Genomic DNA, 23,912 nt, shown 5'->3' with positions numbered 1-23,912 from the left:
CCAGATTTATTACAGACTCAATGCCTTTTTAGCGGTATTATTTCTTTTCACTTATTAACGTATTGATAACTTCTTCACCAATTAAACATGATAAGAAAAACTTTACCAGTTCTGATTGGCACTCTACTGTCATCGACGCTCGCTTTCGCTGACGTTTCCCTTGAGATTAAAGGGCTAGATGGAGCGCTTGAGGACAATGTTGATGCTTATCTGAGTGCAGTCCCTGAAGAAGAGTATGCCGTTTCTCTAAGGTTCCAATCTCGCGTGGAATCTATGATAAAAGAAGCGTTGAATGCGTTAGGCTACTACCAACCGACGATCACTTTCACTCACTCTGAAGACGACACCGAATTAACCGTTACGGTTGAGCAGGGGGAGCCTGTTCTTATTTACACATCAGATATTGTGTTGAGTGGTGAAGCTGAAGACGATCCCGACTTTCTGGCGTTGATCGCTAAGAGTAACCTGTCTAAAGGTTCAATCCTGAATCACGGTAACTATGACTCCTTAAAATCGTCGATACGTAACCTTGGATTAGCGAAAGGCTATTTTGATGGTTCGTATGAGGTCAGCAAACTCGAAGTTGCCCCTGAATTAAACCGTGCTTATGTGCGCCTTCATTACAACAGTGGTATCCGTTATCACTTTGGCACCACACAGGTTACGGGCAGCCAAATCGAAGACGATAGAGTGCAATCGCTCAAACCTTTTGAAGATGGCGAACCTTACTCCATCACCAAAGTCGGTGAGTACAACCAAAACCTGTCTAATACGGATTGGTTCTCTTCGGTGTTTGTTGAACCTGACTTAAGCCAATTGGGTGAAGGCCGTGAAATTCCGATGAAGGTGAGCCTGGCTCCGCAAGCGCGTAACCAAATCGAAACGGGTATCGGTGTATCAACCGACCTTGGTGTCAAAGGTACCCTCAAATGGAAGAAACCTTGGGTTAACGCTCAAGGCCATAGCTTCAATAGCAGCTTGTCGATCTCCAAACCTGAGCAGACGATTACCGCAGCCTACAAAATCCCGTTGGACGACGTGCTTAATGACTATTATCAAATTAAGTACGGAATGAAGAATCTAGACAACCGTGATACCAAAAGTTTGGAGTCGAACTTAGCCTTAGAAAGATATTGGCGTTTGGATAATGGCTGGCAACGTACTGTGTTCATTCGATACTTGGTCGAGAACTATGAGCAAGGTTTGCAAGATGACTTGGCGCAATTCGTATTGCCGGGCATCTCTTTCTCACGAACTCGAACGCGTGGTGGCTCAATGCCAATGTGGGGCGACAAACAAACCATCATGATTGAAGCCGGTGATGACACCTTGTTGTCTGAAACCAAGGTGGTTCGTTTCCAAGGACAAACGGCCTGGATTCGAAGCATTGGTAACAATCATCGTGGCTTAACTCGACTTCAATTCGGCGGTAACTTTGCCGATGAATTTGAGAAGCTGTCACCCTCGCTGAGGTTCTTTGCGGGTGGTGATAACAGCATTCGTGGTTATGGTTACGAATCCATCTCTCCTCGTGATGAAAGTGACGCACTAACAGGTGCAAAATTCCTTGCTACCAGCTCATTTGAATACCAATACCGCTTAGTTGGAAATTGGTGGGGCGCAGCTTTCTACGATATTGGTGATGCATTTAATGATAAGCCAGATTGGAAACGCGGTACTGGCGTCGGGGTTCGCTGGGCATCGCCTGTCGGTCCTGTGAGTTTAGATTTTGCTTGGGGTCTAGATGCGAAGAAAGGCGATGAGTTCCAACTGCACTTTAGTTTAGGGCCAGAATTATGATCAAAGTGATGGGCAAATGCATTAAGTGGACGTCGATTTCATTGACGTCTATTTTGCTGTTGTTGATAGCCCTGCTCGGTTTTGTGTTGTTCACCAACCCAGGGTTGAACACAGTGCTATGGGGCGCTGAAAAAGCCTTGCCACAACTTAAAGTGGAGAGCACCAAAGGGGCTCTGTTCCCAAGCTTTACGCTTAATAACGTTCAGTTTAAAGATGATAGCCTACATATCGATACCAAGGTTCAAAAGCTGAGCTTGGCTATTAATCCTCGCTGTTTACTCGACCCTAAGTTGTGTGTCGACCGCTTAGCGATTCAAGGTTTGGACTTCGCATTTACGGAATTACCTCCAGCCTCTGAAGAAGAAACTGAACCGACTCCGCCAGTTACATCGGTGAAAACACCGCTACCAATCGTGATCAATCGCATCGCTTTGTCTGATATCAAACTGAATATCTTGGGTCATGAGATTGAATGGGGTTTGTTTTCAACGGCTTTGAGTATGCAGGGTGAAAAGCTGAGTGTATCGCCAACCTTATTCAATGATCTGAAAGTTAAGCTCGCAGAATCGACAGAAGAAGCACCAGCTGAAACGGTAGAACCAGAAGCCGCTGTTAAAACAGCGATTGAACTGCCTGAAGTCTGGATTCCGTTACAGGTTGTGCTGGAGCGTTTTGACCTAAATCGTTTCACCTTAGAACAAGAAACTCCGATTGTGGTGAACCACCTTGGACTTGAAGCTCAAGCAGGTGGGCATAAAGTGGACGTTTCAACACTTGAGCTCGATATGCCGCAGGCGAACGCGAACGTAGCGACGAAGATTGAGCTCAAAGATGGCTACCCATTAGATCTTTCTTTAGATGCTTTGGTGAAAGAAACCGATCTTGCGGGTCAGAAGTTATCACTGAAAGCACAAGGCAGTGTGGCTAAGCTAAACCTAGAGTCTCAGTTTTCTGAATTGATTGAGGCAAAACTGTCTGGGGACATTCAACCTTTAGAGCCGACTCTGCCATTTGACCTTCTTTTAGAAGATGGCCAAGCGCAATGGCCTCTTTCGGGTAAAAGTGATTACCAAGCTGAAATTGAGCGCTTTAAGGCTGATGGCTCATTAGATGGTTTCAATGTTCAGCTTAAAGGTGAAGCGGATGGTAAGGAGATACCTGCCTTAACCATCGACCTCGATGGCAAGGGCACCACAGAACAGATTGAACTTGAACGCTTAAAACTGAACACGCTGGGTGGCGAACTCAATGGTGTGGTTAAAGCGAACTGGAAGCAGCTCGTTAATTGGCAAGCCGATGTGACGCTAAAAGATATTCAGCCAGGTCTGCAATGGCCAGAAGCTGAAGGTAACATTAGCGGAAGCATCGTTACTTCGGGTGAGTTGACCGAAGCGGGCGGTTGGGCGATTGAGTTGCCTAAGTTGGATATTGAAGGGATCTTGAGAGAATACCCTCTGGATATCGAAGGTCAGTTGTCAGCGTCGGATCGCAGCGCGAGTGGTGAGCCTAAACTGAAAACCAGCGGCTTGAGCTTGGCTCACGGGGTGAACTCGATTAAGGCGCAGGGTGAGCTTGATAAACAATGGGATATGGGCGTTGATATCTTCTTCCCTGAGCTCGCAAGAAGTGTTCCTGAGTTGAAAGGCAGAGTGATTGGTAACATCCAACTTAGCGGGCCAACGAACGAGCCTGAAGTCGACCTTGCTTTAAATGTCGATAAGATTGATTGGAATAGCGAGGCAACACTTGAGTCGTTATCACTTAATGGCTCTGTCATTCCACTGCCATTACCGGAAGCTCAAGCTGACCTTGTATTAAAAGCGAAGAACTTAACCTACCAAGATCAAAGCGTTGATAGCATTGATGTAACGGTGAATGGCGGTGAGAAGAAGCATACCGTAACACTTGATGTGATATCCGACATCGTGTCGACAAGTTTGGCGATTTCTGGTCAGTTAATTCAGAAACCTTCTCTGATTTGGGATGGCTCGTTAGATAGAGTCAAAATCACCACTCAGCAGGGACCTTGGGTACTAGACCAACCTGTTGCGATTAAGGCGGATGTCGACAAGCAGTATGCCGACGTTCAAGCGCACTGTTGGAAGCAATCGGGTTCGAGCGTCTGTCTGGATGAAGATATCCGAGCCGGGAAGTCGGGTGAGGCTAAGCTCGCGATTAACCAATTCGACTTCGAGCAAGTTAAAGCCTTTGTGCCTAAAGAGACGCAATTGCAGGGCTTAGTGAATGCGACCGCTCATGCCAAATGGTCGGAACAAGGTGAACCTGAGGTGACGGTAAGCGTCGATATGCCGAAAGGTCAGGTTGTTCAACAAGTTGGCGAGCCAATCACACTCGGTTGGGAAAGTGTTGCATTGAATGCACAGTTGAAAGACAACCAACTGAACGCCGACTTTAAGCTCGATGTTTCCGACAATGGTGACTTGTCTGGCACGGTTTCGTTACCGGATATTCTCGCAGAAGACAAAATGGTCGATGCGGCAATTAAGCTGACAACCTTCCATTTGGACTTTTTACAACCGATCCTTGGCGAATACAGCCTGTTGAAGGCCGATCTAGAGAGTGACCTAAAGGTAAAAGGCTCTTTGATGCATCCTCAAGTCTTCGGGCAGTTCTCCGTTGATGGCATTCAAGTAAAAGGTGATGTCACGCCTGTTGATGTTAAAGACGGCCGTATTGATCTCGATTTTGACGGTTACAGTGCGAAGCTAGATGCTAATGTCGAAACGCCTGATGGTCACTTGGATATTGAGGGCTCGGGAGATTGGCAGGACCTTCAAGCATGGCACTCGAACGTGAGAGTATTTGCTGATGAGTTGATGGTTGATATACCGCCGATGGTCAAGGTTAAGGTGGTTCCTGATATGACCATTGATGTTACGCCTGAGCTTGCAAAAATCACTGGTGATATTGCATTGCCGTGGGGACGTATCGTTGTCGAAGACTTACCACCGTCAGCGGTCGGCGTCTCCTCTGATCAAGTGATCTTGAATAAAGATCTTGAGCCAGAGAACGAAGACACGATTCCATTCAATGTGATGACCAATATTAATATCTCTATTGGCGATGACTTTAAACTGTCTGCCTTCGGCCTTGAAGGTGAGCTGGTGGGTAAGCTTAATGTGGCTCAAAAAGACCAAGGTCCATTCATCACCGGTGAAGTGAATATCGTCGATGGTACTTACCAATCATTCGGACAAGACCTGTTGATTGAAGAAGGTAAGATTCTAATGAATGGTCCTCCGGATCAGCCATACGTAGCGATTAATGCGATACGTAACCCTGACAACACTCAGGATGACGTGACCGCAGGTATTCGAGTGACAGGCCCAGCGACAGAGCCGACGATTGAGATTTATTCTGACCCAGCAATGCCGCAAGCCAATGCGCTGTCTTATATCTTGCGTGGTCAAGATATTGATGGCGAGTCGAACGGTTCGATGACAACGACCTTAATTGGTTTGAGCTTAGCGAAGAGCGGTAAGGTTGTTGGCGAAATCGGTGAAGCATTTGGTGTACAAGATCTACAATTGGATACCGCAGGTTCTGGCGATGACTCACAAGTAACGGTAAGTGGTTACATTCTGCCAGGCTTACAGGTGAAGTATGGTGTGGGTATCTTCAACTCGTTGGGTGAGTTTACCGTTCGTTACCGATTGATGCAGGATCTCTATGTTGAAGCCGTATCGGGCTTAGACAGTGCGGTAGACCTTCTCTATCAATTTGAGTTCGAGTAGAGCAGTTTGATTCCGAGTCGAGCCGTTGGACAGAGAGTATTTTAGCCATTCATCGAATTACTGAGATGAACGGCTTATGGAGGGTTTATGCAGCATCTTGTGTTCGTCTATGGAACCTTGAGACAAGGCCAATCCAATCACCACTATTTGCAGAATGGTGAGTTGTTGGGACGCTTTGATACACCAGAGTCGTTTGCCCTTTTTGATTTAGGTGCTTATCCGGCGATGATTTCTGGAAAGAAAAGTGTCGCTGGCGAGGTCTATATCATTAACGACGAAATTTTGGAGTCGCTCGATCGGCTAGAAGATGTACCTGTTGAGTATCGTCGCGAGCAAATAGAGACTATATTTGGATTAGCATGGGTATATTTGTATCAGCTTGATCTAACAGCTAATAAAGAAATACTTTCGGGTAACTGGTGTAAGCGGAGCAACCCGCTATAGTGAATGAACTACTGGAAGCATTCTGACGTAATAGCTAAAAGTCTCAATGTACAGGCTAGTCTTTTCCATCAGGAGGAAATTATGAAATATCTATTATTGGTGCTATCAGTAATGTTATTTGGTTGTGCGCAAACTCCGCCACCAACGTCAATGAACACAACCGATTGGCAGAGCTTTGGCGAAGAAATGGCGCTAAAAGGAAAAACCAAACAGACTGAAGCAAGTTTGGCTGAAGCCGCGTCTTCACCATCAATTGATGCAGACTTATATGCCGCTTATGGCCAAGGTTATGAAGTGGGTAAAACTCAGTATTGTTCTCAAAACCCGAGAGCGCTAGGTCGCCGTGGTGAGACTTACCTTGGTATTTGTGACGATGTCGATAAATGGTTCCGCTTCAACTATGAAAGAGGCGCAGAATCGAAGTTTGATATTCGATAATCGAACGAAAAGTTAATGGAATAATAAAAAGCCAGCATGTAGATGCTGGCTTTTTTAATGGTGTTTATTTGAGAATGAAGCGAGAGGGTTACTCTGGGTTCAGCTCAAGAAATTCTTCTACTTTACGAACCATGTTTGTTGAACCAACAAAGAAAGGCACACGTTGGTGCAGCTCAGTTGGTTTGATGTCCATGATACGTTGAGCACCGTCTGATGCGATACCGCCCGCTTGCTCCATAAGGAAAGCAATTGGGTTGCATTCGTAAAGCAGACGCAGTTTACCTTGCGGGTGGCTTTGTGTGCTTGGGTACAAGTAGATGCCGCCTTTCAGCAGGTTACGGTGGAAATCTGATACTAGAGAACCGATGTAACGTGATGTGTAAGGACGGTTGTCGCTTGGCTCATTCTCTTGGCAGTACTTGATGTACTTTTTCACACCCGTAGGGAAGCGGATGTAGTTGCCTTCGTTGATTGAGTAAATCTTGCCTTCATCTGGAATCATCATGTTTTCATGAGATAGGCAGAAGGTGCCCAATGATGGGTCGTAGGTGAAGCCGTTTACGCCAGCACCTGTTGTGTAAACAAGCATGGTTGAAGAACCGTAAATCACGTAACCCGCGGCTACTTGCTTGTGTCCTGGCTGTAAGAAATCTTCTTGTGTCGGTGGCGTTCCGATAGGAGACACACGACGGTAGATAGAGAAAATTGTACCAACAGATACATTCACATCGATGTTTGAAGAACCATCAAGTGGATCCATCAGAACAACGTATTTTGCGTTTTTGTTGAGCTCTTTGTTGAACGCGACTGCTTCGTCTTCCTCTTCACTTGCTACACCGCAAACTTGGTCACGAGCTTCAAGAGCCGCTTTAAATTTGTCGTTCGCGTAAAGGTCTAGCTTTTGCTGTTCTTCACCTTGCACGTTGTCTGTACCAACAGCGCCAGTGATGTCGACTAGGCCAGCCTTGTTGATCTCACGGTTAACAATTTTTGCAGCAAGTCGAATAGACGACAAAAGGGATGATAGATCACCGCTTGCATGGGGGAAGTCACTCTGTTTCTCAACAATGAACTCACCAAGGGTGCGCATCTCAGACATGTTATTTCCTTAAACTTCTCTCAATATTAGGGGGGATTTGAGCACTGTAGATTCGGCCTCTTGAGTGGGCTTTATTCATCTAGACGCTTACCTAAATTCTAAAGGTTAGATCTTTTTAATGGTAATGAACTAAGCGACACAGATCTCACTTACTATGTCGACTCAATTTGTTTTGCATTGCCGCTCGCTTTTAATCGTCATTTAATGATAATGAGTGCAAGTAGTTTGATTTAGACATGGTTCATTTAGCCAAGCGTTTGGAAGCAATTTATGCATATTCATATCTTAGGAATTTGTGGCACCTTCATGGGTGGTGCTGCGGTATTGGCTCGTCAGTTAGGTCACAAGGTTACCGGCAGTGACGCGAATGTTTATCCTCCGATGAGCACCTTGTTGGAGTCTCAAGGGATTGAGATTATTGAAGGGTTCGACCCTAGTCAATTAGAACCAAGGCCTGACCTTGTGGTTATCGGTAATGCGATGAGCCGTGGTAATCCGTGTGTTGAGTATGTATTGGATAACAACCTTAGATACACATCTGGTCCGCAGTGGTTGCAAGAGTTCTTGCTGCACGACCGTTGGGTGTTGGCTGTATCAGGCACGCATGGCAAGACGACAACATCTAGCATGCTAGCTTGGATCTTAGAAGACTGTGGCTATTCGCCGGGCTTCTTAGTGGGTGGTGTGTTAGGTAACTTTGGTATCTCAGCTCGTCTGGGCGAAAGCATGTTCTTCGTGGTGGAAGCTGACGAATATGACAGTGCTTTTTTCGATAAACGCTCTAAGTTCGTGCATTACCATCCAAGAACCTTGGTCATGAATAATCTTGAATTCGATCATGCTGACATCTTCGATGATCTTGAAGCGATCAAGCGTCAGTTCCATCATTTAGTGCGTACAGTGCCAAGCAATGGCCGCATTTTCTCACCGAAGCAAGATACGGCTATTCAAGACGTTTTATCTCGCGGTTGCTGGAGTGAGACGGAATCGAGTGGTGAACTCGGTGATTGGGATGCCAAGAAGCGGGTTAAAGACGGCTCTAAATTTGAGGTTTATTTCCAAGGCGAATGTGTTGGAACGGTAGATTGGGATTTAGTGGGCGACCACAACGTGAACAACGCCTTAATGGCGATTGCGGCGGCAAGACATGTGGGCGTAACACCGGATTTAGCGTGTGAATCGCTAGCGGCTTTCATCAACACCAAGCGTCGTTTGGAGTTCAAAGGCGAGGTGGCTGGTGTGTCTGTTTATGATGATTTTGCACATCACCCGACAGCGATTGAACTTACGCTCGGTGGTTTACGTAATAAGGTCGACACGAAAAAAATCATTGCTGTTTTAGAGCCTCGTTCTGCCACCATGAAGCGTGGCGTGCACAAAGAAACTTTGGCTGATTCGCTTAAACAAGCGGATTCTACCTATTTATTCCAACCAGATAACATTGATTGGTCTGTACAAGATGTCGCAGATGCTTGTCATCAACCTGCACACGTCAGTGATGACATGGATGCATTCGTTGCTAAAATTGTCTCAGAGGCACAAGCGGGCGATCAAATCTTGGTAATGAGTAATGGTGGCTTTGGTGGTATTCACCAGAAATTGTTGGATGCGTTAGCCCTTAAAGGTTAACCCGACCCAAGACCTTATAATTTGAAGTAACTGAGAACATGACAAAACACGATAAAGCGATAACTCTTGCTTTCACTGGCGCATCTGGCGCGCCTTATGGACTGCGTTTACTCGAATGCCTATTAGCGGCCGATTATCAGGTGTATTTACTGATATCGTCGGCTGCGCGAGTAGTCTTAGCGACAGAGCATGAGCTTAAGTTACCTGCTGGACCGGAAGCTGCGAAACAAGCTTTGGTTAAGCATCTCGGCTGCGCCCCAGAAAAGCTAGTGGTGTGTGGTAAAGATGATTGGTTCTCACCAGTTGCCTCTGGTTCAGCTGCGCCGAAGCAGATGGTGGTGTGTCCGTGTTCTGCGGGCAGCTTGGCTTCAATTGCTCATGGCTTATCGGATAACCTGATTGAGCGAGCAGCAGACGTAGTCATGAAAGAGCGAGGTCAGTTGCTATTGGTGGTTCGTGAGACGCCGTTTTCTACGCTTCACCTAGAGAACATGCACAAACTCTCAACCATGGGCGTGACAATCATGCCTGCGGCTCCGGGCTTTTATCACCAACCTAAATCGATTGAAGACTTGGTTGATTTTATGGTGGCGCGCATTTTGGACCATCTTGGTATCGAGCAAGGTTTAGTGCCACGTTGGGGTTACGATCAACGTAATTGATCCAAACTTGATAGCTTATTGTTAAAATTCGAATTACAATTCTGAACACTCATCGGGGAGCGAACCATTCAAATAATGAATGCGAGCTGAGATCAAGCAGGTGCTTGGGACCCGTAAACCTGAACCAGATAATGCTGGCGTAGGAATTGAGTTAGGAACAACCTCTATCGTTCTCCTCCCTCAAACCTGTGCCGCTCAGACCATGGAGAGCGTCCAGTGAAATTCACATTAACTACTCTTGCTGTTACTACAGCGATCTCTTTTTCTGCCTTCGCTGCAGACAACACTTTGACTGTATACACCTATGACTCTTTTGCTGCGGATTGGGGCCCTCGTCCTGCCGTTGAAAAAGCATTTGAAGAGAAGTGTGGTTGTGATGTGAACTTTGTCGCGCTTGAAGATGGCGTGTCTATCCTTAACCGCTTGCGTCTTGAAGGCGGCAACAGCAAGGCTGACATCGTATTAGGCCTAGACAACAACCTAATGGCTGAAGCGAAGGCGACGGGTTTACTGGCTGAGCACAATGTTGATACCTCATCAGTAACATTGCCTAATGGTTGGGATGATAAGACCTTTGTACCTTATGACTTTGGTTACTTTGCTTTTGTATATAACACAGAGAAGCTCGCAAACCCGCCTAAGAGCCTGAAAGAGCTGGTTGAGCAGCGTGATGATCTGAAAGTTATCTATCAAGATCCACGTACATCAACACCTGGTCAAGGCATGATGTTATGGATGAAGTCGGTTTACGGTGATGAAACAACGGCAGCTTGGAAGAAGCTGGCTCAGAAAACCGTTACGGTAACCAAAGGTTGGTCTGAAGCTTACTCTATGTTCCTAGAAGGTGAGTCTGACTTGGTTCTGTCTTACACAACTTCTCCGGCTTATCACATCATTGCAGAAAGTGATTCGAAGTACGCAGCAGCGAACTTCGAAGAAGGGCATTACACTCAAGTGGAAGTAGCCGCTAAGGTTAAAGGCAGCAAGAACGAAAAGCTTGCTGATGAGTTTATGGCGTTTATCCTAAGTGATGAATTCCAATCGGCGATGCCGACAGGTAACTGGATGTACCCAGTAACGGCTGTCGAGCTACCAAAAGGCTTTGAGCAGCTAACAGTTCCACAGAAAGCACTGAGCTTTAGCTCTGAAGAGATCGCTGAGAAGCGTAAGCCTTGGATTCGTGAATGGCAGAGTGCACTTACTTTTTAACTTACTACTCAAAACTAGCTTTCTGTATTTAAAGGTTCGCCAGTGATGTTTGGAGTGAGCCATTTACGGTAAAAAATCAATTTATGATAAAGAAAACACCTAAGGTAGGGATCTGGGTTGCGATACTCATTACCGCCTTCGTGGTTTCAGCAGTTGGGGCATTGCTTAGCAATGCCCCTTCTCTTGATATCAGCCAAGTATGGTCCGATCCTTACTATTGGCATGTAACGAAATTCAGCTTTTATCAAGCGACACTCTCAACGGTGCTGAGTGTTGGCTTTGCTATACCTATTGCACACGCTCTGTGCCGCAGACAGTTTTTTGGACGAGCCTTGTTATTAAGGTTGTTCGCGTCGACCTTAGTTCTACCTGTGTTGGTCGGTGTATTTGGCTTGCTAGCGATTTACGGCAACAGTGGCTGGTTCGCTAAATTCTTGGCGAACTTCGACATTGAGCTACCATTCTCGATTTATGGCTTGAATGGTATTTTGTTGGCGCACGTTTTCTTCAACCTGCCTTATGCCAGCCGTTTACTTTTGCAAGCGTTAGATACTGTGCCTGCCGAGCAGCATAAACTCTGTGCTCACTTAGGCATGAGTCATTGGAATAAATTTAAATGGGTTGAATGGCCGAGGCTAAGACAGCAATTGCCACATGTGTGTGGCTTGGTTTTCATGTTGTGCTTCACCAGCTTTGCTACCGTGATGGCGTTGGGTGGTGGTCCGAAATCGACCACCATTGAGCTAGCCATCTATCAAGCAATCAAATTCGACTTTGACCTGCAAGCTGGCGCGTTACTCGCGATATGGCAAATGCTGTTATGTGGCGTATTAGCGGTGAGTATTCAGCGTTTGTCTAAGCCTATATCTGTGACGGCCAGTCATCTGTCGGAAGAGAAGTATTTGGTTAGGGACAGCTGGTGGTCAAAAGCTTGGGATAGCTTTTGGATCATCATAGTCTCAATGCTGGTATTGCCGCCATTAGCCATGGTTATTCTCAGTGGTATTAATTCTCAGGCGCTTACTGTACTGAGCAGCGAGCCATTTTGGGCAGCGTTAATGACCTCGGTTCGTGTTGCTTCCCTCGCAAGTATTATCGCCGTTGGTATTGGTATTGCGATCCTGCTAACCAGTCGCGCATGGCGTTTGCAGAACAAGAACTTTAGAGCGGATAAGATTGAGCTGATTGGCACTATTATTTTGGTGACGCCGGGCTTGGTGATCAGTACGGGCTTGTTCTTATTACTACGCTCGTTTACCGACGTGTTCAGCTTGGCTTTCTTTATCGTGATTGCCGTAAACAGTTTGATGGCGTTGCCTTACGTGATTAAAACCTTAGCTCAGCCTATGCTGCACCTTTCTCAGCAGTATCAGTATGTGTGTGCAAGCTTAGGAATGACAGGGTTCACTCGCTTTAGGCTGGTGGAGTGGCGTGCATTACGTAAACCTATGGCGCAGGCATTCTCAATCAGCTTTATGCTGGCGATGGGCGACTTAAGTGCAATTGCCTTGTTTAGTAGCCAAGATTTTAGAACACTGCCTTTGTATCTATTCCAATTGTTAGGCAGCTATCAAATGGAAGCGGCGGCTGTGGTGTCAGTGAGTTTATTGTTGTTGAGTGTGGGCAGCTTTAGTCTGATTGAATTTTTGTTTACTCGAAGCTCAAAGCTAAAGAGTTAAGGAACCGATGATGTTAGTGATGAAAGATGTGGATTACCACTATCACCAAGAGTTGTTTAGTTTTGATTTCCAAGCAGAGCAGGGCGATATTGTTGCTCTGATGGGGCCAAGTGGTGCAGGCAAATCAACGCTGCTTGCATTGGTTGCCGGGTTTATTGAGCCGACATCGGGAGAGATCTCGGTGGCAGGACAATCATTGATTGGCAAAGAAGCGCACCAACGCCCGTTGGCGATGTTGTTCCAAGAACACAATCTATTTGCTCACCTCACAGTGCGTGAAAATATCGGATTAGGTCTGCATCCGGGGTTAAAGCTTACCGCAACCCAAAAGCTCGATATTGAGCAAGCAGCTGCACAAGTGGGTGTTGCGGAGTACTTGGATAGGCTGCCTGAACAGTTATCTGGTGGGCAACGTCAGCGTGTGGCGTTGGCGCGTTGTTTTGTTCAACCACACGACATTTGGCTGCTTGATGAACCTTTTTCTGCGCTTGACCCTTTGCTTCGCGAAGAGATGTTGAGCTTGGTAAAACGATTAGCAGCAGAACGCAACATTACCGTCTTGATGGTGACACACCACTTAGGTGATGCGCGCAGTATTGCGAACAAGTTTGTGTTTGTGGCATTGGGGAAGGTGTTGGTTGAAGACTCGATAGCCGAGCTTACCGCTGACCACCCACAACCAGAACTGAGCTCGTTTGTGAAAGCGGGTGAGTGATGGCTTCGATTTGATATTGAATGTATTTTGATACTGAGTACGCCGAAAAAAAAGACCTAGCATGCGCTAGGTCTTTTCTTATCTTACAGAGTAAAGCGACAAAGATTAGTCTTCTAGCTTTAGCTCTTTTAAGATTTGGAAGATTTCACGAGAAGCCTTTGCTGGCTTGTTCGCTGACTTCTCTTTGTTAGCTTGGCGAGCTAGCTGACGAAGACGCTGACGGTCTGCTTCAGGGTACATGTCCATGACTTCTGAAATGGCAGTATCGCCTTCAGCAACAACGCGATCACGCAGTTGCTCAAGCTTGTGCAGTTCAGCGGTTGCTTGCGAGTGCTTGTTACGTACTTTATCCAAAGCCGCTTGAATTGGCTCAGGATCAACATTGCGCATTACTTTACCAATGTATTGAAGTTGACGGCGCTTCGCTTCATTTTTAAAGCGTTGTGCATCTTTAATCGCTTGTGCCAAATCTTCAGACAGAGGAAACTTGTCTAATACAGAAGGCTTCAGGGAAACAAGTTCTTCCCCCAGTTTTTGTAGCGCTTCCATGTCGGTTTTCATTTCTGTCTTACTTACCCAGATGATTTCTTCTTCTGGTTCCCATGGGGCTTTTTGGTTTTTGCGAGCCATCTTTTCTGCCTATGTCACTATCTCAAACGAATATATTGCCTATTTTAGCAAGAATCTTGGGGAGAAAGCGAAATTCTTGTTATCCTACGTAATATTGACCTACAAAATTAGAATAGATATGGATGTAAAACAGCAAGTCGCCCAGCAAAGAGTTGAGCTAGAAGCCGCAGTAGCAAAAGCGTTGGACATGGCCTCTGTGAGTGCCGACGCCGCTGAAGTTGCTATTACTAAGTCAACGGGTTTAAGTGTTTCAACACGTATGTGTGAAGTGGAAAACGTTGAATTTAATAGTGATGGTGCACTTGGTATTACTGTTTATCGCGGCCAGAAAAAAGGCAGCGCATCTACATCTGATCTGAGTGAGAAGGCGATTGCTCAAACGGTAGCAGCCGCGCTTGATATCGCTCAGTACACGTCTGAAGACCCTTTTGCAGGTCCTGCAGCAAAAGAATACATGGTAAAAGAAATTCCAGACTTGGATCTTTTCCACCCTGATGAACCGAACCCTGACTATGCCGCTGAGATTGCGATTGCTGCTGAGAAGCAAGCGCTCGCTTATAGCGACAAGATCAAACAAAGTGATGGCGCGAGCTACGACAGCCACTACGGCGTTAAGGTTTACGGTAACAGCCATGGTTTACTAGCCAGTTACGCTTCAAGCCGCCATAGCACGAGCTGCTGCGTGATTGGACAAGGCGCTAATGGTGAAATGGAACGTGACTACAGCTACACCGTTGCACGTCACCGTGACGAGCTGTGGACGCCTGAGCGTGTCGGTCAGGAAGCTGCAGAAAAGACCATTAGCCGTTTGGATGCGAAAAAGCTACCAACAGGTCAATACCCAATCATGTTCGCAAATGATGTTGCGACAGGTCTTATCGGTCACCTAGTGATGGCGATCAGTGGTGGTAATCTTTACCGTAAGTCATCGTTCTTATTGGATCATTTAGGTCAGAAAATCCTACCTGATTGGTTCAATATCTCTGAGCGTCCTCATATCCTACGTGGTTTGGCTTCAAGCCCATTTGATAGCGAAGGTGTGTTCACTCAAGATCGTGAAATCATCACAGACGGTGTTTTAGCGACTTACCTACTAACGAGCTATGCCGCACGTAAAATGGATATGACGCCAACCGGTCATGCTGGTGGTATTCATAACTGGTTCGTTAAATCGACCGGTCAAAACTTCGAGCAGATGCTAAAAGAGTTGGGCACTGGCTTCCTAGTCACTGAGGTGATGGGGCAAGGCGTAAACACAGTAACGGGTGATTACTCTCGTGGCGCTGCAGGCTTCTGGGTTGAGAACGGAGAGATCCAATACCCAGTATCAGAAGTGACGATTGCGGGTAACCTAAAAGACATGTTTAATCAGATCGTTGCAGTCGGTAACGATGTTGAAACGCGTTCACAGATTCAAACAGGTTCTATCTTGCTTGAGTCGATGAAAGTCGCGGGCGAGTAATTCAATTCAATCTGATGAATTAAAAAAGGGAGCCAATGGCTCCCTTTTTGTTTTCTGTATTTCGTCAAAAAATGGCTAGCTGCTTATGATAACTAGATCAGTATGGTTGCTAAGCCTAGGAACACCGATAGGCCAATAACATCAGTAACTGTTGTGAGTGCCATACCACCTGCCAATGCCGGGTCGATATTCATCTTCTTCAGCATCACAGGGATGGTTACACCAGCAATACCCGCGACAATCAAGTTGGTCATCATCGCTGCTGAGATGATGCCTCCCAGTATCCAGTTGCCTTTCCAAGCCACAACGATACCACCAATGATAACGGCCCATAGAACGCCGTTGAGGAAGCCGATAGCCGCTTCTTTGAGGAGTAGTTCGCGTTTGTTACTGTCACCGATATGACCGAGTGCTAAACCACGAATCACCAGTGCAACGGTTTGGTTACCAGCAACACCGCCCATAGAAGGCACGATAGTCATCAGAACCGCAATCGCTGCCATTTGGTCGAGCGTTGCTTCAAACATATTGGAAACAGATGCCGCAGCCAGTGCCGCGAGTACGTTAGCACCAAGCCAGACGCTACGACGACGAGCGGATTTTACGACCGGTGCGAAGGTATCTTCGTCATCGTCCATACCTGCCATACTCATCATTGAGTGCTCGGCATCTTCACGGATAACATCAACCACGTCATCGATGGTGATACGACCCACAAGGTGCTGGTTACTATCGACGACAGGTGCAGAAACCCAGTTACGACGTTCAAATAGGCTCGCGATATCTGAAGCACTGGTTTCAACCGCGATCGCTTCGTCGGCATCATCCATCACTTCTGATACTGGAACATCAGGCTGAGTTGTTACTAGCGTAGTAAGCGATAGGTTACCGATAAGACGTTCTTCTTCATCGATAACATACAGCGCATCGGTTGCATCGGGCAGTTCGCCACGCATTCGCATATAGCGTAATACAACGTCGACATCGACATCACCACGAATCGTGATTACGTCGGTATTCATGATCGCACCCGCTGAATCTTCAGGGTACGACAGTGCGGTTTCAACTAGAGCACGATCGACGGAGTCCATTTGAGAAAGGACTTCGCGAGAAACATCGTCGGGTAGGCTTCGAAGTACGTACGCGACGTCATCGGTTTCCATGCCTTCTGTTGCTTCTGCCAAGGTCTCGGGTGCCATTTTTGACACAAGAGCATCTTTGACGTCTTCGTTTAGTTCATCAAGAATTTCACCGTAGTCTTCTGGATCGGTGAGTTGCCAGAGTACGTCACGACTTTTGCGAGGGGAGGCTTCTAAAAGGTGTGCAATATCCTCAGGTTCCATGTCCTGAAGTTGTCGGCGTACGTGAACAAATCGGCCGTTTTCTAGGGCTTCGCTGACTTCTTGGAGGGTTTGGTGAGCTTGGTCGAATTCTAATTGCTCTGCCATATTTTCCTCCTATCTCATTATTCTAACAATGCTTGGAATAGTAACTTAATTCTGGGGCTTATTTAAATCATAAACTTAGGTAGAACTAAGATTTAATATTGGTTGGTTCGCTGTTTGAGTTTTGGGTGTTGTAAATGAAGCGCTTTCGCTACTCACCTTCATCAAACTTGTCTTCAATTAGATGACAGACAGCATCCAGTGCTTGCTGTGAATCGGTGCCAGCAGCTTGAATCGTAATGTGTTGCCCTTGTGCTGATTCCAGCATAAGCAGGCCCATCACGCTGTCTGCTGTCGCGCTTTTATCTTCTTCGCTATGGATCGTGATGGTCGCATCAAAGCTTTGTGCAAGCTCAACCAACTTTACGGCTGCTCTAGCGTGAAGACCCAAGCGGTTTTGGATCAGTACAGTTCGAGTTAATTCCATGGTTAGCCCTGTTGGTGCTTCTCTAGGGAGGCGTGTCTGATTTGAACTTGATGGCCAAGTTGTTCGAAGTACTCACCAATTTTCTGAGTTAGATAAACCGAGCGATGCTTACCGCCAGTACAACCAATCGCAACTGTTAGGTAGCTACGATTATTCTTCTCTAACATTGGCAGCCACTGTTCAACAAAGCCTTGGATCTGTTGCTTGAGTTCAATAACTTCTGGGTGTTTTTCTAGGAAAGAGTGAATCGGGGCATCGAGGCCCGTTAATGGTCGTAAATCTGGTTCCCAATGAGGGTTAGGCAAGAAGCGAACATCAAACACATAGTCAGCGTCACTTGGCAGGCCATATTTAAAACCGAATGATTGAAAGACAATGATCAGCTCTTGCTTTTCTTTGCCTTCCACTTTAAAACGAACCTTTTCACTCAATTCATAGAGGTTGCAGTCACTACTGTCAATCACAATGCAGGCTTGTTCAGCAAGAGGTGTCAGGAGTGTCTTTTCTAAATCAATCGCTTGTTCAAGAGAGAGCTTTTCTTGGCCGATTGATAGAGGGTGGATTCTGCGTGTTTCGCTGTAGCGCTTGAGTAACGTCTGCTTGCTTGCATCGAGGAACAAGACGTTCACATCAATATCAGTGGCAGCTTCAAGTTGCTCTAGCGTGTCTGTGACTAATTGAGGCTCTTTCGGTAGGTTGCGAATATCAATGCTCACGGCAACGTTTTGATTGATTTCGCGTACCGATTCGACGAAGTCGTTGAGCAGGTTTACGGGTAGGTTATCAACACAGTAATACCCCAAGTCTTCAAGGACTCGTAGTGCAACACTTTTACCGGCCCCAGATTGGCCACTAACCACGATTAATCGCATGTTATTGCTCGCAAGTTGGCACTTGAATCATGATGTCGTAAAGCTCTTGATCGCTTTGAGCATTACGCAACTGTTTAAGAGTCTGCTTGTCGTTAAGTCGTTCTGCCATACATGAAAGGGTTTTTAGATGCTCCTTACACTGTTCACTTGGAACAAGCAGAGCAAATAGTAGGTCGACAGGACGATTATCAATAGCATCAAATTCGATTGGATCTTGGCATTGCAGTAATACAGCAATCGCTTTATCACTGACATTCATACGAGCATGGGGAATAGCAATGCCATTACCAATACCTGTACTACCCATTTTCTCACGGCTCAACATGCACTCAAACAGTTCTGTTGAATCTTGACCACAGCTTTCTGCTGCGATCTGACTGATGAGCTCAAGGGCTCTTTTTTTGCTTGTGCATTGGACTGCACTTTTGGTGCAGTCCAATGAAAGTACTTCGCTTAATTGCATGTTAGTGACTACTTAGCTTTTCTTTGTGCTTGTTGAGTTGGCGGACGAGTTTATCAACCAATGAATCAATCGCGGCATACATGCTTTCATCTGTTGCTGTCGCATGGATTTCCCCTTGATTTATATGCAGGGTAGCTTCTGCGATTTGATTGATTTTCTCAACTTTTAAAACAACCTGAACGCTATTGATATGATCAAAGAAGCGCTCAAGTTTGTCGAATTTGGTGTGAACATAGTCTTGCATTGAATCGGTAAGATCAACGTGATGGCCTTGAATATTGATTTGCATAGACTTTCCTTTTCAGTTGGTTACCTAGTTATAAATAGCTTAACGAAACTGCGGGCTAAATTATTTATAACAGGCGTTTACGCTGACTCGATGGGGCAATGCCCAGAGACTCACGGTATTTCGCTATCGTACGTCTAGCTACCTGAATTCCTTGGTCAGCCAGTAAAGCAGCAATCTTACTATCACTTAGAGGTTTTGCGGTATTTTCTGCCGCGACGAGCTTCTTAATGAGCGCGCGAATTGCTGTAGATGAACATTCACCGCCATTGTCAGTACTGACATGGCTTGAGAAAAAGTATTTCAGTTCGAAGATGCCACGAGGCGTATGCATGAACTTTTGAGTCGTCACACGAGAGATTGTAGATTCATGCATATCAACGGCTAATGCAACGTCGTTAAGCACCATTGGCTTCATCGCTTCTTCGCCATGTTCGAAGAAATCACGCTGATGTTCAACAATGCATCGCGCAACTTTGAGTAGCGTCTCATTTCGGCTTTCTAAGCTTTTGATTAGCCACTTCGCTTCTTGCAAGTTTGAACGGATGTATTGGTTGTCAGCGCTGTTGCCTTTGCTACCCAGATCGGCGTATTGCTGATTCACTTTCAGCTTAGGCACGCTATCAGGGTTAATGGTCACTAACCATTTGCCAAGGTCTTTGAATACAGATACATCCGGAACCACATATTCGGTTTCATCAGGTGTAATCTTGCTGCCAGGTCGTGGGTCCAGTTGTTGAATTAGCTGCAGAACCTCACGCAGTTCTGCTTCTTTCAGCTTGGTCTCTTTGATTACGAGTTTGTAATCACGATTACCGAGTTGGTCGATATGGCTAGTAAGCACTAACTTAGCTTCTTCAAGCCAAGGTGTATCCTGTGGGAAGGTGGCTAGTTGAAGTAACAAGCAATCTTGCAGGTTCACTGAACCGACGCCTAATGGGTCAAATTGCTGGATTCGTTTGCGAACGGCTTCAATCTCATCAAGCTCGATCTCTTCGTTATCGAAGTTTTCAAGGATGTCCTCACAAGATACGGTGAGGTAGCCATAGTCGTCGATGGCATCAATGAGCGCGAAAGCAATGCTTCGGTCTGTATCTGTGAAGGGTGTTAGATCGAGTTGCCAAAGTAGGTAATCGTGCAGGCTTTGTGTGGTCTCGCCTTGATAAACAGGCATGTCATCATCAATCGCAATGCCAGTGTTACCGGTATTTGCGCTGTAGACATCTTCCCAAGTTGTGTCGATTTCGAGTTCGTTGCCAATCTCTGATTTTTCGATTAAGTCTGAGCTATCAGGTAAGTCTTGCTCTGTGGCTTCAACTGTTTCTTTCTCGTCACTGCTAGGTTTTTCTTCCGATGTTGGCGTATCTTCATTGCCTTCTTCGACATCGAGTAGTGGGTTAGATTCAAGTGCTTCTTGGATCTCTTGTTGCAAATCTAAAGTAGACAATTGCAACAAACGAATCGCTTGCTGCAATTGAGGAGTCATTGCTAACTGTTGGCCTAGCTTAAGTTGTAATGAGGGTTTCATTCAGTGTTACTTACCTAGTTATTATTCTTAGAACTCTCGATACTCTCTATATAATCATAGACGGAATTGTTCGCCTAGATAAACTTGTTTAACTTGTTCGTTATTGAGAACATCTTCAGGAGTTCCCTCAGCGATCAGGTGTCCTTGGCTTACGATGTAAGCTTTTTCACACACGTCTAAAGTTTCACGAACGTTGTGGTCGGTAATCAAAACGCCCAAGCCGCGATCGCGCAGATGAACAATGATTTTTTTGATATCGATTACTGAGATCGGGTCAACACCAGCAAACGGTTCATCCAGCAAGATAAACTGAGGGTTTGCTGCTAGTGCACGAGCAATCTCAACACGACGACGCTCACCACCCGACAGAGCCATACCATTACTGGTGCGGATATGTTGGATGTGGAACTCTTCTAACAGGTCTTCTAGCTTATCTTGACGCTGTTCGTTGGTCATCTCATCACGGGTTTGTAAAACCGCCATGATGTTATTTTCCACAGATAGCTTACGGAAGATAGATGCTTCTTGAGGCAGGTAACCGATACCAAGACGTGAACGACTGTGCATTGGCAAGATGCTGATGTCTCGGTCATCAATACTGATAGTGCCTTCATCACGCGCAACCAGACCAACAATCATGTAGAACGACGTGGTTTTACCTGCACCGTTTGGTCCAAGCAGGCCAACAATCTGACCTGACTCCACCTGCAAGCTAACGTCGGTTACTACCTTACGTTTGCTGTATGTTTTCGCTAGGTTTTTTGCTTTTAGGACAGCCATCGTTACTTATTCACTTCCGTTGGTTGTAAAACCGTTGACACTCGTTTGTTCTCACCACTGTCAGCGACTAATTTCTGAGAGCCGATCTGGTAAGTGATCTTAGAGCCACGAATGATGCTGCCATCTTGAGATAGCATCGCATTTTTGGTCATGATCAATCGGTCAGCAACAAGCTGGTAATGTAAGTCATCAGCTTCACCGTAGAGTGTCTTCCCGTCGTCAGTCAGCTGAGAGAAGGTTGCAGGCTTACCGAAGCCTTGAATTTCTTCAATCTCACCATTTACGGCGTTACGAGTAACAATAACCTTATCGGCATTGATGTTGATGCTACCTTGCTTAAGGTTCACATCACCAAGGAAAGTCACTTGGTTACTTTTCATATCCAATTGCTGGCTGTCTGAGTCAATGTAGACAGGCTGCTCGCTATCCGAAGAAAGGGCATAGACATTAGGCGCCGCAAGGGTCAAAGCGAATAAACTAAGGTGTAAGAGTTTCATATCTACCTTGAACAGAATTAAAGAGGGTTGCATTGTTGGTACCGAAGTTACCCTTCATTGCTTGCCCCTCAGTTTCAAAAAATGTACCGATCATATGGACCGGAGTCTCTGAATAAAAATCTCGGCTAGTCAGCTCAACAACCATTTTATCTGTGGTCATCGTATCGAAGCTCGCTTCTGGCAGCAGGTTCTTTGCTACCACGTTGTCATAAAACGTGACAACTTGATTCTCATCCATAATCGCGCGATCAGCGGTGACTTGCCATTCAATCGTGTGTCCTTCACGAAATACCGAAAGGACTGGGTTTTGAAAGTGCGTGTCGCCAACCACTGAGTAGTGTTCTAAATAGGTCGATTCAACTTGATAACTACGGATACCAGATTGGTCATAGCTAATGTTGTTCAGACTTTTGCCACTAAACGCGGGCAGCTCCAAATTTGGAGCCACTTGTATCGTCGATGTTTGCTCTTTGTCGTACAGATAATAGGTCGACCAAGAGGCAATAAATATTAGTATTAAATAGATAATACGAGTAAAACTCATATGCTTAAACCTTTATGCACGTCGAGTTCATTTCTTGCTTGTAAAATAAGGTCGCAGACTTCACGTACCGCACCATGACCACCGTTAATGTTTGTCACGTAGTTTGCACGCTTTGCAAGTAGAGGGTGACCATCTGCAACACATACCTTCAAGCCAACTTTTTCCATTACAGGCCAGTCGATCAGATCGTCTCCGATGTAACCTGTATTCTCAGGGCTTACAGAAAGCTTATCGCAAATATCTTGGTATGCCTTAACTTTATCGTCTTGGCCTTGATAAATAAGTTTGATACCGAGAGCCGTCATTCGATTTTCAACAATCTGAGATTTACGGCCTGTGATGATTGCGATTTCAATACCTGCGTTCATCAGTGATTTGATGCCGTAACCGTCACGAGTGTGGAAGGTTTTCAGCTCTTCACCGTTGTTGCCCATGTAGATTCGACCATCTGAGAAGACTCCATCGACATCGCAAATTAGAAGTTTGATCTCTTTGGCTACTGCAAATACATCAGCATCGACCGTGCCGTAGAGAGTTTCGACTGTCTGTGTCATTACATTACTCCTGCTTTCAGTAAGTCATGCATGTTTAGCGCTCCAACCAGTTTGCCTTCTTGGCACAACATCAGGCCGTTGATGCTCTTCGCTTGCATCAAGTTTAGGCCTTCAACCGCAAGCATGTTGGGTTCTGCTACCGTCGGATTTAGTGTCATGACATCGCCGATCTGCGTGTTATGAATATCAACGCGTTTATCTAAGATACGGCGTAAATCACCATCAGTAAAAATACCGGCCATTTGACCATCTTCACCAACGATGGCTGTCATCCCCAAACCTTTCTGAGATATCTCCAGTAGAGCGTCTCTTACTAATGCGTCGGGTGCTACAACAGGAAGTGCATCGCCTGTATGCATGATGTCGTCGAGTTTCAACAACAGTTGACGACCTAAAGCGCCACCTGGGTGAGACAGTGCAAAATCTTGAGCGGTGAAGCCTCGCGCTTGTAAAAGTGCAACGGCTAATGCATCACCCATAACCAACGTTGCTGTGGTACTAGTCGTTGGCGCTAAGCCCAGAGGACACGCTTCTTCTGGTACTGAAATTTGTAAATGGATATCAGATAAGGTCGCCATGTTCGATGCTGGCTTACCTGTCATGCTGATGATCTTGATGTTGAGGCGCTTTAGTACAGGGAATAGGCTGAGGATCTCTCCTGATTCACCTGAGTTGGATATCGCAATCACAATATCACCCGGCTCGATCATGCCTAAGTCACCATGCGCCGCCTCACCCGGGTGTACAAAGAAAGCCGAAGTTCCGGTACTTGCCAGAGTTGCCGCGATTTTGTTGCCAATGTGGCCTGATTTGCCCATACCCATCACAACAACTTTGCCTCTGTTGTTCAAGATAAGGTCACAAGCCTTGCAGAAATCATCATTAAAATATTGGTCTAATTGAGTAAGACCTGCAACTTCGGTTTCCAAAACTTGTTTGGCAACACTGCGATAATCAAATGGCTGAGACATCAAATACTCCAAGTACGGGAAGT

At 45.9% G+C, this 23,912-nt stretch carries 23 protein-coding genes and 1 riboswitch; of the genes, 10 read left to right on the top strand and 13 right to left on the bottom strand.

The features are described from left to right. Window positions 1-87 precede the first annotated feature (87 nt). From FLM53_RS06130 to FLM53_RS06115, 4 genes are all read left to right on the top strand, one after another. Window positions 88-1,800: an autotransporter assembly complex family protein gene (locus FLM53_RS06130; protein ID WP_176680492.1), complete on the top strand. Its 1,713-nt coding sequence runs from the start codon at window positions 88-90 to the stop codon at window positions 1,798-1,800. Further along, complete coding sequence (locus FLM53_RS06125) at window positions 1,797-5,555, top strand: translocation/assembly module TamB domain-containing protein (protein ID WP_176680491.1); 3,759 nt, start codon at window positions 1,797-1,799, stop codon at window positions 5,553-5,555. The genes FLM53_RS06130 and FLM53_RS06125 overlap by 4 nt, the downstream gene beginning before the upstream one ends. Before the next feature lie 87 nt (window positions 5,556-5,642). Continuing rightward, a complete protein-coding gene (locus FLM53_RS06120; RefSeq protein ID WP_017633400.1) occupies window positions 5,643-5,999 on the top strand; it encodes a gamma-glutamylcyclotransferase in 357 nt (118 codons plus the stop codon). 81 nt (window positions 6,000-6,080) lie between these two features. Further along, window positions 6,081-6,437 carry a DUF2799 domain-containing protein gene (locus FLM53_RS06115; RefSeq protein ID WP_017633399.1) on the top strand — a complete coding sequence of 119 codons (357 nt, stop codon included), beginning with the start codon at window positions 6,081-6,083 and terminating at the stop codon, window positions 6,435-6,437. A gap of 88 nt (window positions 6,438-6,525) precedes the next feature. Here the strand turns inward: FLM53_RS06115 and fbp are convergent, their stop codons facing one another. Further along, a complete protein-coding gene (gene fbp / locus FLM53_RS06110; RefSeq protein ID WP_017633404.1) occupies window positions 6,526-7,536 on the bottom strand; it encodes a class 1 fructose-bisphosphatase in 1,011 nt (336 codons plus the stop codon). Between the two features lie 270 nt (window positions 7,537-7,806). On the opposite strand from fbp, the gene mpl reads away from it, so the two are divergent. The 5 genes from mpl to thiQ all read left to right on the top strand — a co-directional run bounded on the left by mpl (window position 7,807) and on the right by thiQ (window position 13,430). Beyond that, the gene (gene mpl / locus FLM53_RS06105) at window positions 7,807-9,165 is read left to right on the top strand and encodes a UDP-N-acetylmuramate:L-alanyl-gamma-D-glutamyl-meso-diaminopimelate ligase (protein ID WP_176680490.1); all 1,359 of its coding nucleotides are present in this window, start codon (window positions 7,807-7,809) and stop codon (window positions 9,163-9,165) included. Window positions 9,166-9,203: 38 nt separating this feature from the next. Then, the gene (locus FLM53_RS06100; RefSeq protein WP_176680489.1) at window positions 9,204-9,827 is read left to right on the top strand and encodes a flavin prenyltransferase UbiX; all 624 of its coding nucleotides are present in this window, start codon (window positions 9,204-9,206) and stop codon (window positions 9,825-9,827) included. Between the two features lie 43 nt (window positions 9,828-9,870). Continuing rightward, window positions 9,871-9,990: riboswitch (TPP riboswitch) on the top strand. A 53-nt stretch (window positions 9,991-10,043) separates the two neighbouring features. Continuing rightward, window positions 10,044-11,036: a thiamine ABC transporter substrate binding subunit gene (thiB, locus tag FLM53_RS06095; RefSeq protein WP_176680488.1), complete on the top strand. Its 993-nt coding sequence runs from the start codon at window positions 10,044-10,046 to the stop codon at window positions 11,034-11,036. An 83-nt stretch (window positions 11,037-11,119) separates the two neighbouring features. Further along, on the top strand, window positions 11,120-12,715 hold the full coding sequence (thiP, locus tag FLM53_RS06090; RefSeq protein ID WP_176680487.1) for a thiamine/thiamine pyrophosphate ABC transporter permease ThiP: 1,596 nt from the start codon (window positions 11,120-11,122) through the stop codon (window positions 12,713-12,715). 10 nt (window positions 12,716-12,725) lie between these two features. Then, window positions 12,726-13,430, top strand: a complete 705-nt coding sequence (gene thiQ, locus FLM53_RS06085; protein WP_176680486.1) for a thiamine ABC transporter ATP-binding protein — start codon at window positions 12,726-12,728, stop codon at window positions 13,428-13,430. 105 nt (window positions 13,431-13,535) lie between these two features. Here the strand turns inward: thiQ and yjgA are convergent, their stop codons facing one another. Continuing rightward, entirely contained in the window at window positions 13,536-14,060 is a 525-nt protein-coding gene (gene yjgA, locus FLM53_RS06080) for a ribosome biogenesis factor YjgA (RefSeq protein WP_176680485.1), read from the bottom strand. Window positions 14,061-14,178: 118 nt separating this feature from the next. On the opposite strand from yjgA, the gene pmbA reads away from it, so the two are divergent. Further along, window positions 14,179-15,522, top strand: a complete 1,344-nt coding sequence (pmbA, locus tag FLM53_RS06075) for a metalloprotease PmbA (RefSeq protein ID WP_076656627.1) — start codon at window positions 14,179-14,181, stop codon at window positions 15,520-15,522. A gap of 92 nt (window positions 15,523-15,614) precedes the next feature. On the opposite strand, the gene mgtE is transcribed toward pmbA, so the two are convergent. From mgtE to kdsD, 11 genes are all read right to left on the bottom strand, one after another. Next, complete coding sequence (gene mgtE, locus FLM53_RS06070; protein ID WP_017632278.1) at window positions 15,615-16,970, bottom strand: magnesium transporter; 1,356 nt, start codon at window positions 16,968-16,970, stop codon at window positions 15,615-15,617. Between the two features lie 148 nt (window positions 16,971-17,118). Further along, window positions 17,119-17,394: an HPr family phosphocarrier protein gene (locus tag FLM53_RS06065; protein ID WP_017063734.1), complete on the bottom strand. Its 276-nt coding sequence runs from the start codon at window positions 17,392-17,394 to the stop codon at window positions 17,119-17,121. A gap of 2 nt (window positions 17,395-17,396) precedes the next feature. After that, window positions 17,397-18,266: an RNase adapter RapZ gene (rapZ, locus tag FLM53_RS06060; protein ID WP_176680484.1), complete on the bottom strand. Its 870-nt coding sequence runs from the start codon at window positions 18,264-18,266 to the stop codon at window positions 17,397-17,399. Between the two features lies 1 nt (window position 18,267). After that, on the bottom strand, window positions 18,268-18,729 hold the full coding sequence (gene ptsN / locus FLM53_RS06055) for a PTS IIA-like nitrogen regulatory protein PtsN (RefSeq protein WP_004738707.1): 462 nt from the start codon (window positions 18,727-18,729) through the stop codon (window positions 18,268-18,270). A 1-nt stretch (window position 18,730) separates the two neighbouring features. After that, a complete protein-coding gene (gene hpf / locus FLM53_RS06050; protein WP_009847742.1) occupies window positions 18,731-19,018 on the bottom strand; it encodes a ribosome hibernation promoting factor in 288 nt (95 codons plus the stop codon). A gap of 64 nt (window positions 19,019-19,082) precedes the next feature. Then, the gene (locus FLM53_RS06045; protein WP_017632280.1) at window positions 19,083-20,543 is read right to left on the bottom strand and encodes an RNA polymerase factor sigma-54; all 1,461 of its coding nucleotides are present in this window, start codon (window positions 20,541-20,543) and stop codon (window positions 19,083-19,085) included. A 54-nt stretch (window positions 20,544-20,597) separates the two neighbouring features. Next, window positions 20,598-21,323, bottom strand: a complete 726-nt coding sequence (lptB, locus tag FLM53_RS06040; protein WP_004735304.1) for an LPS export ABC transporter ATP-binding protein — start codon at window positions 21,321-21,323, stop codon at window positions 20,598-20,600. 2 nt (window positions 21,324-21,325) lie between these two features. Further along, window positions 21,326-21,820: a lipopolysaccharide transport periplasmic protein LptA gene (lptA, locus tag FLM53_RS06035; RefSeq protein ID WP_017058914.1), complete on the bottom strand. Its 495-nt coding sequence runs from the start codon at window positions 21,818-21,820 to the stop codon at window positions 21,326-21,328. Continuing rightward, window positions 21,801-22,364 carry an LPS export ABC transporter periplasmic protein LptC gene (gene lptC / locus FLM53_RS06030; protein WP_017632282.1) on the bottom strand — a complete coding sequence of 188 codons (564 nt, stop codon included), beginning with the start codon at window positions 22,362-22,364 and terminating at the stop codon, window positions 21,801-21,803. The genes lptA and lptC overlap by 20 nt, the downstream gene beginning before the upstream one ends. Beyond that, window positions 22,361-22,918: a 3-deoxy-manno-octulosonate-8-phosphatase KdsC gene (gene kdsC / locus FLM53_RS06025; protein ID WP_176680483.1), complete on the bottom strand. Its 558-nt coding sequence runs from the start codon at window positions 22,916-22,918 to the stop codon at window positions 22,361-22,363. The genes lptC and kdsC overlap by 4 nt, the downstream gene beginning before the upstream one ends. Further along, entirely contained in the window at window positions 22,918-23,889 is a 972-nt protein-coding gene (kdsD, locus tag FLM53_RS06020) for an arabinose-5-phosphate isomerase KdsD (protein WP_176680482.1), read from the bottom strand. Before kdsD ends, kdsC begins: the two co-directional genes overlap by 1 nt. Between the last annotated feature and the right edge of the window lie 23 nt (window positions 23,890-23,912).

Origin of the sequence: Vibrio sp. Scap24 (assembly GCF_013394185.1) — a bacterium.
Classification (GTDB): domain Bacteria; phylum Pseudomonadota; class Gammaproteobacteria; order Enterobacterales; family Vibrionaceae; genus Vibrio; species Vibrio pomeroyi.
Note: the sequence above shows the minus strand (reverse complement) of the source record. Positions and strands in the feature narration are given on the sequence as shown.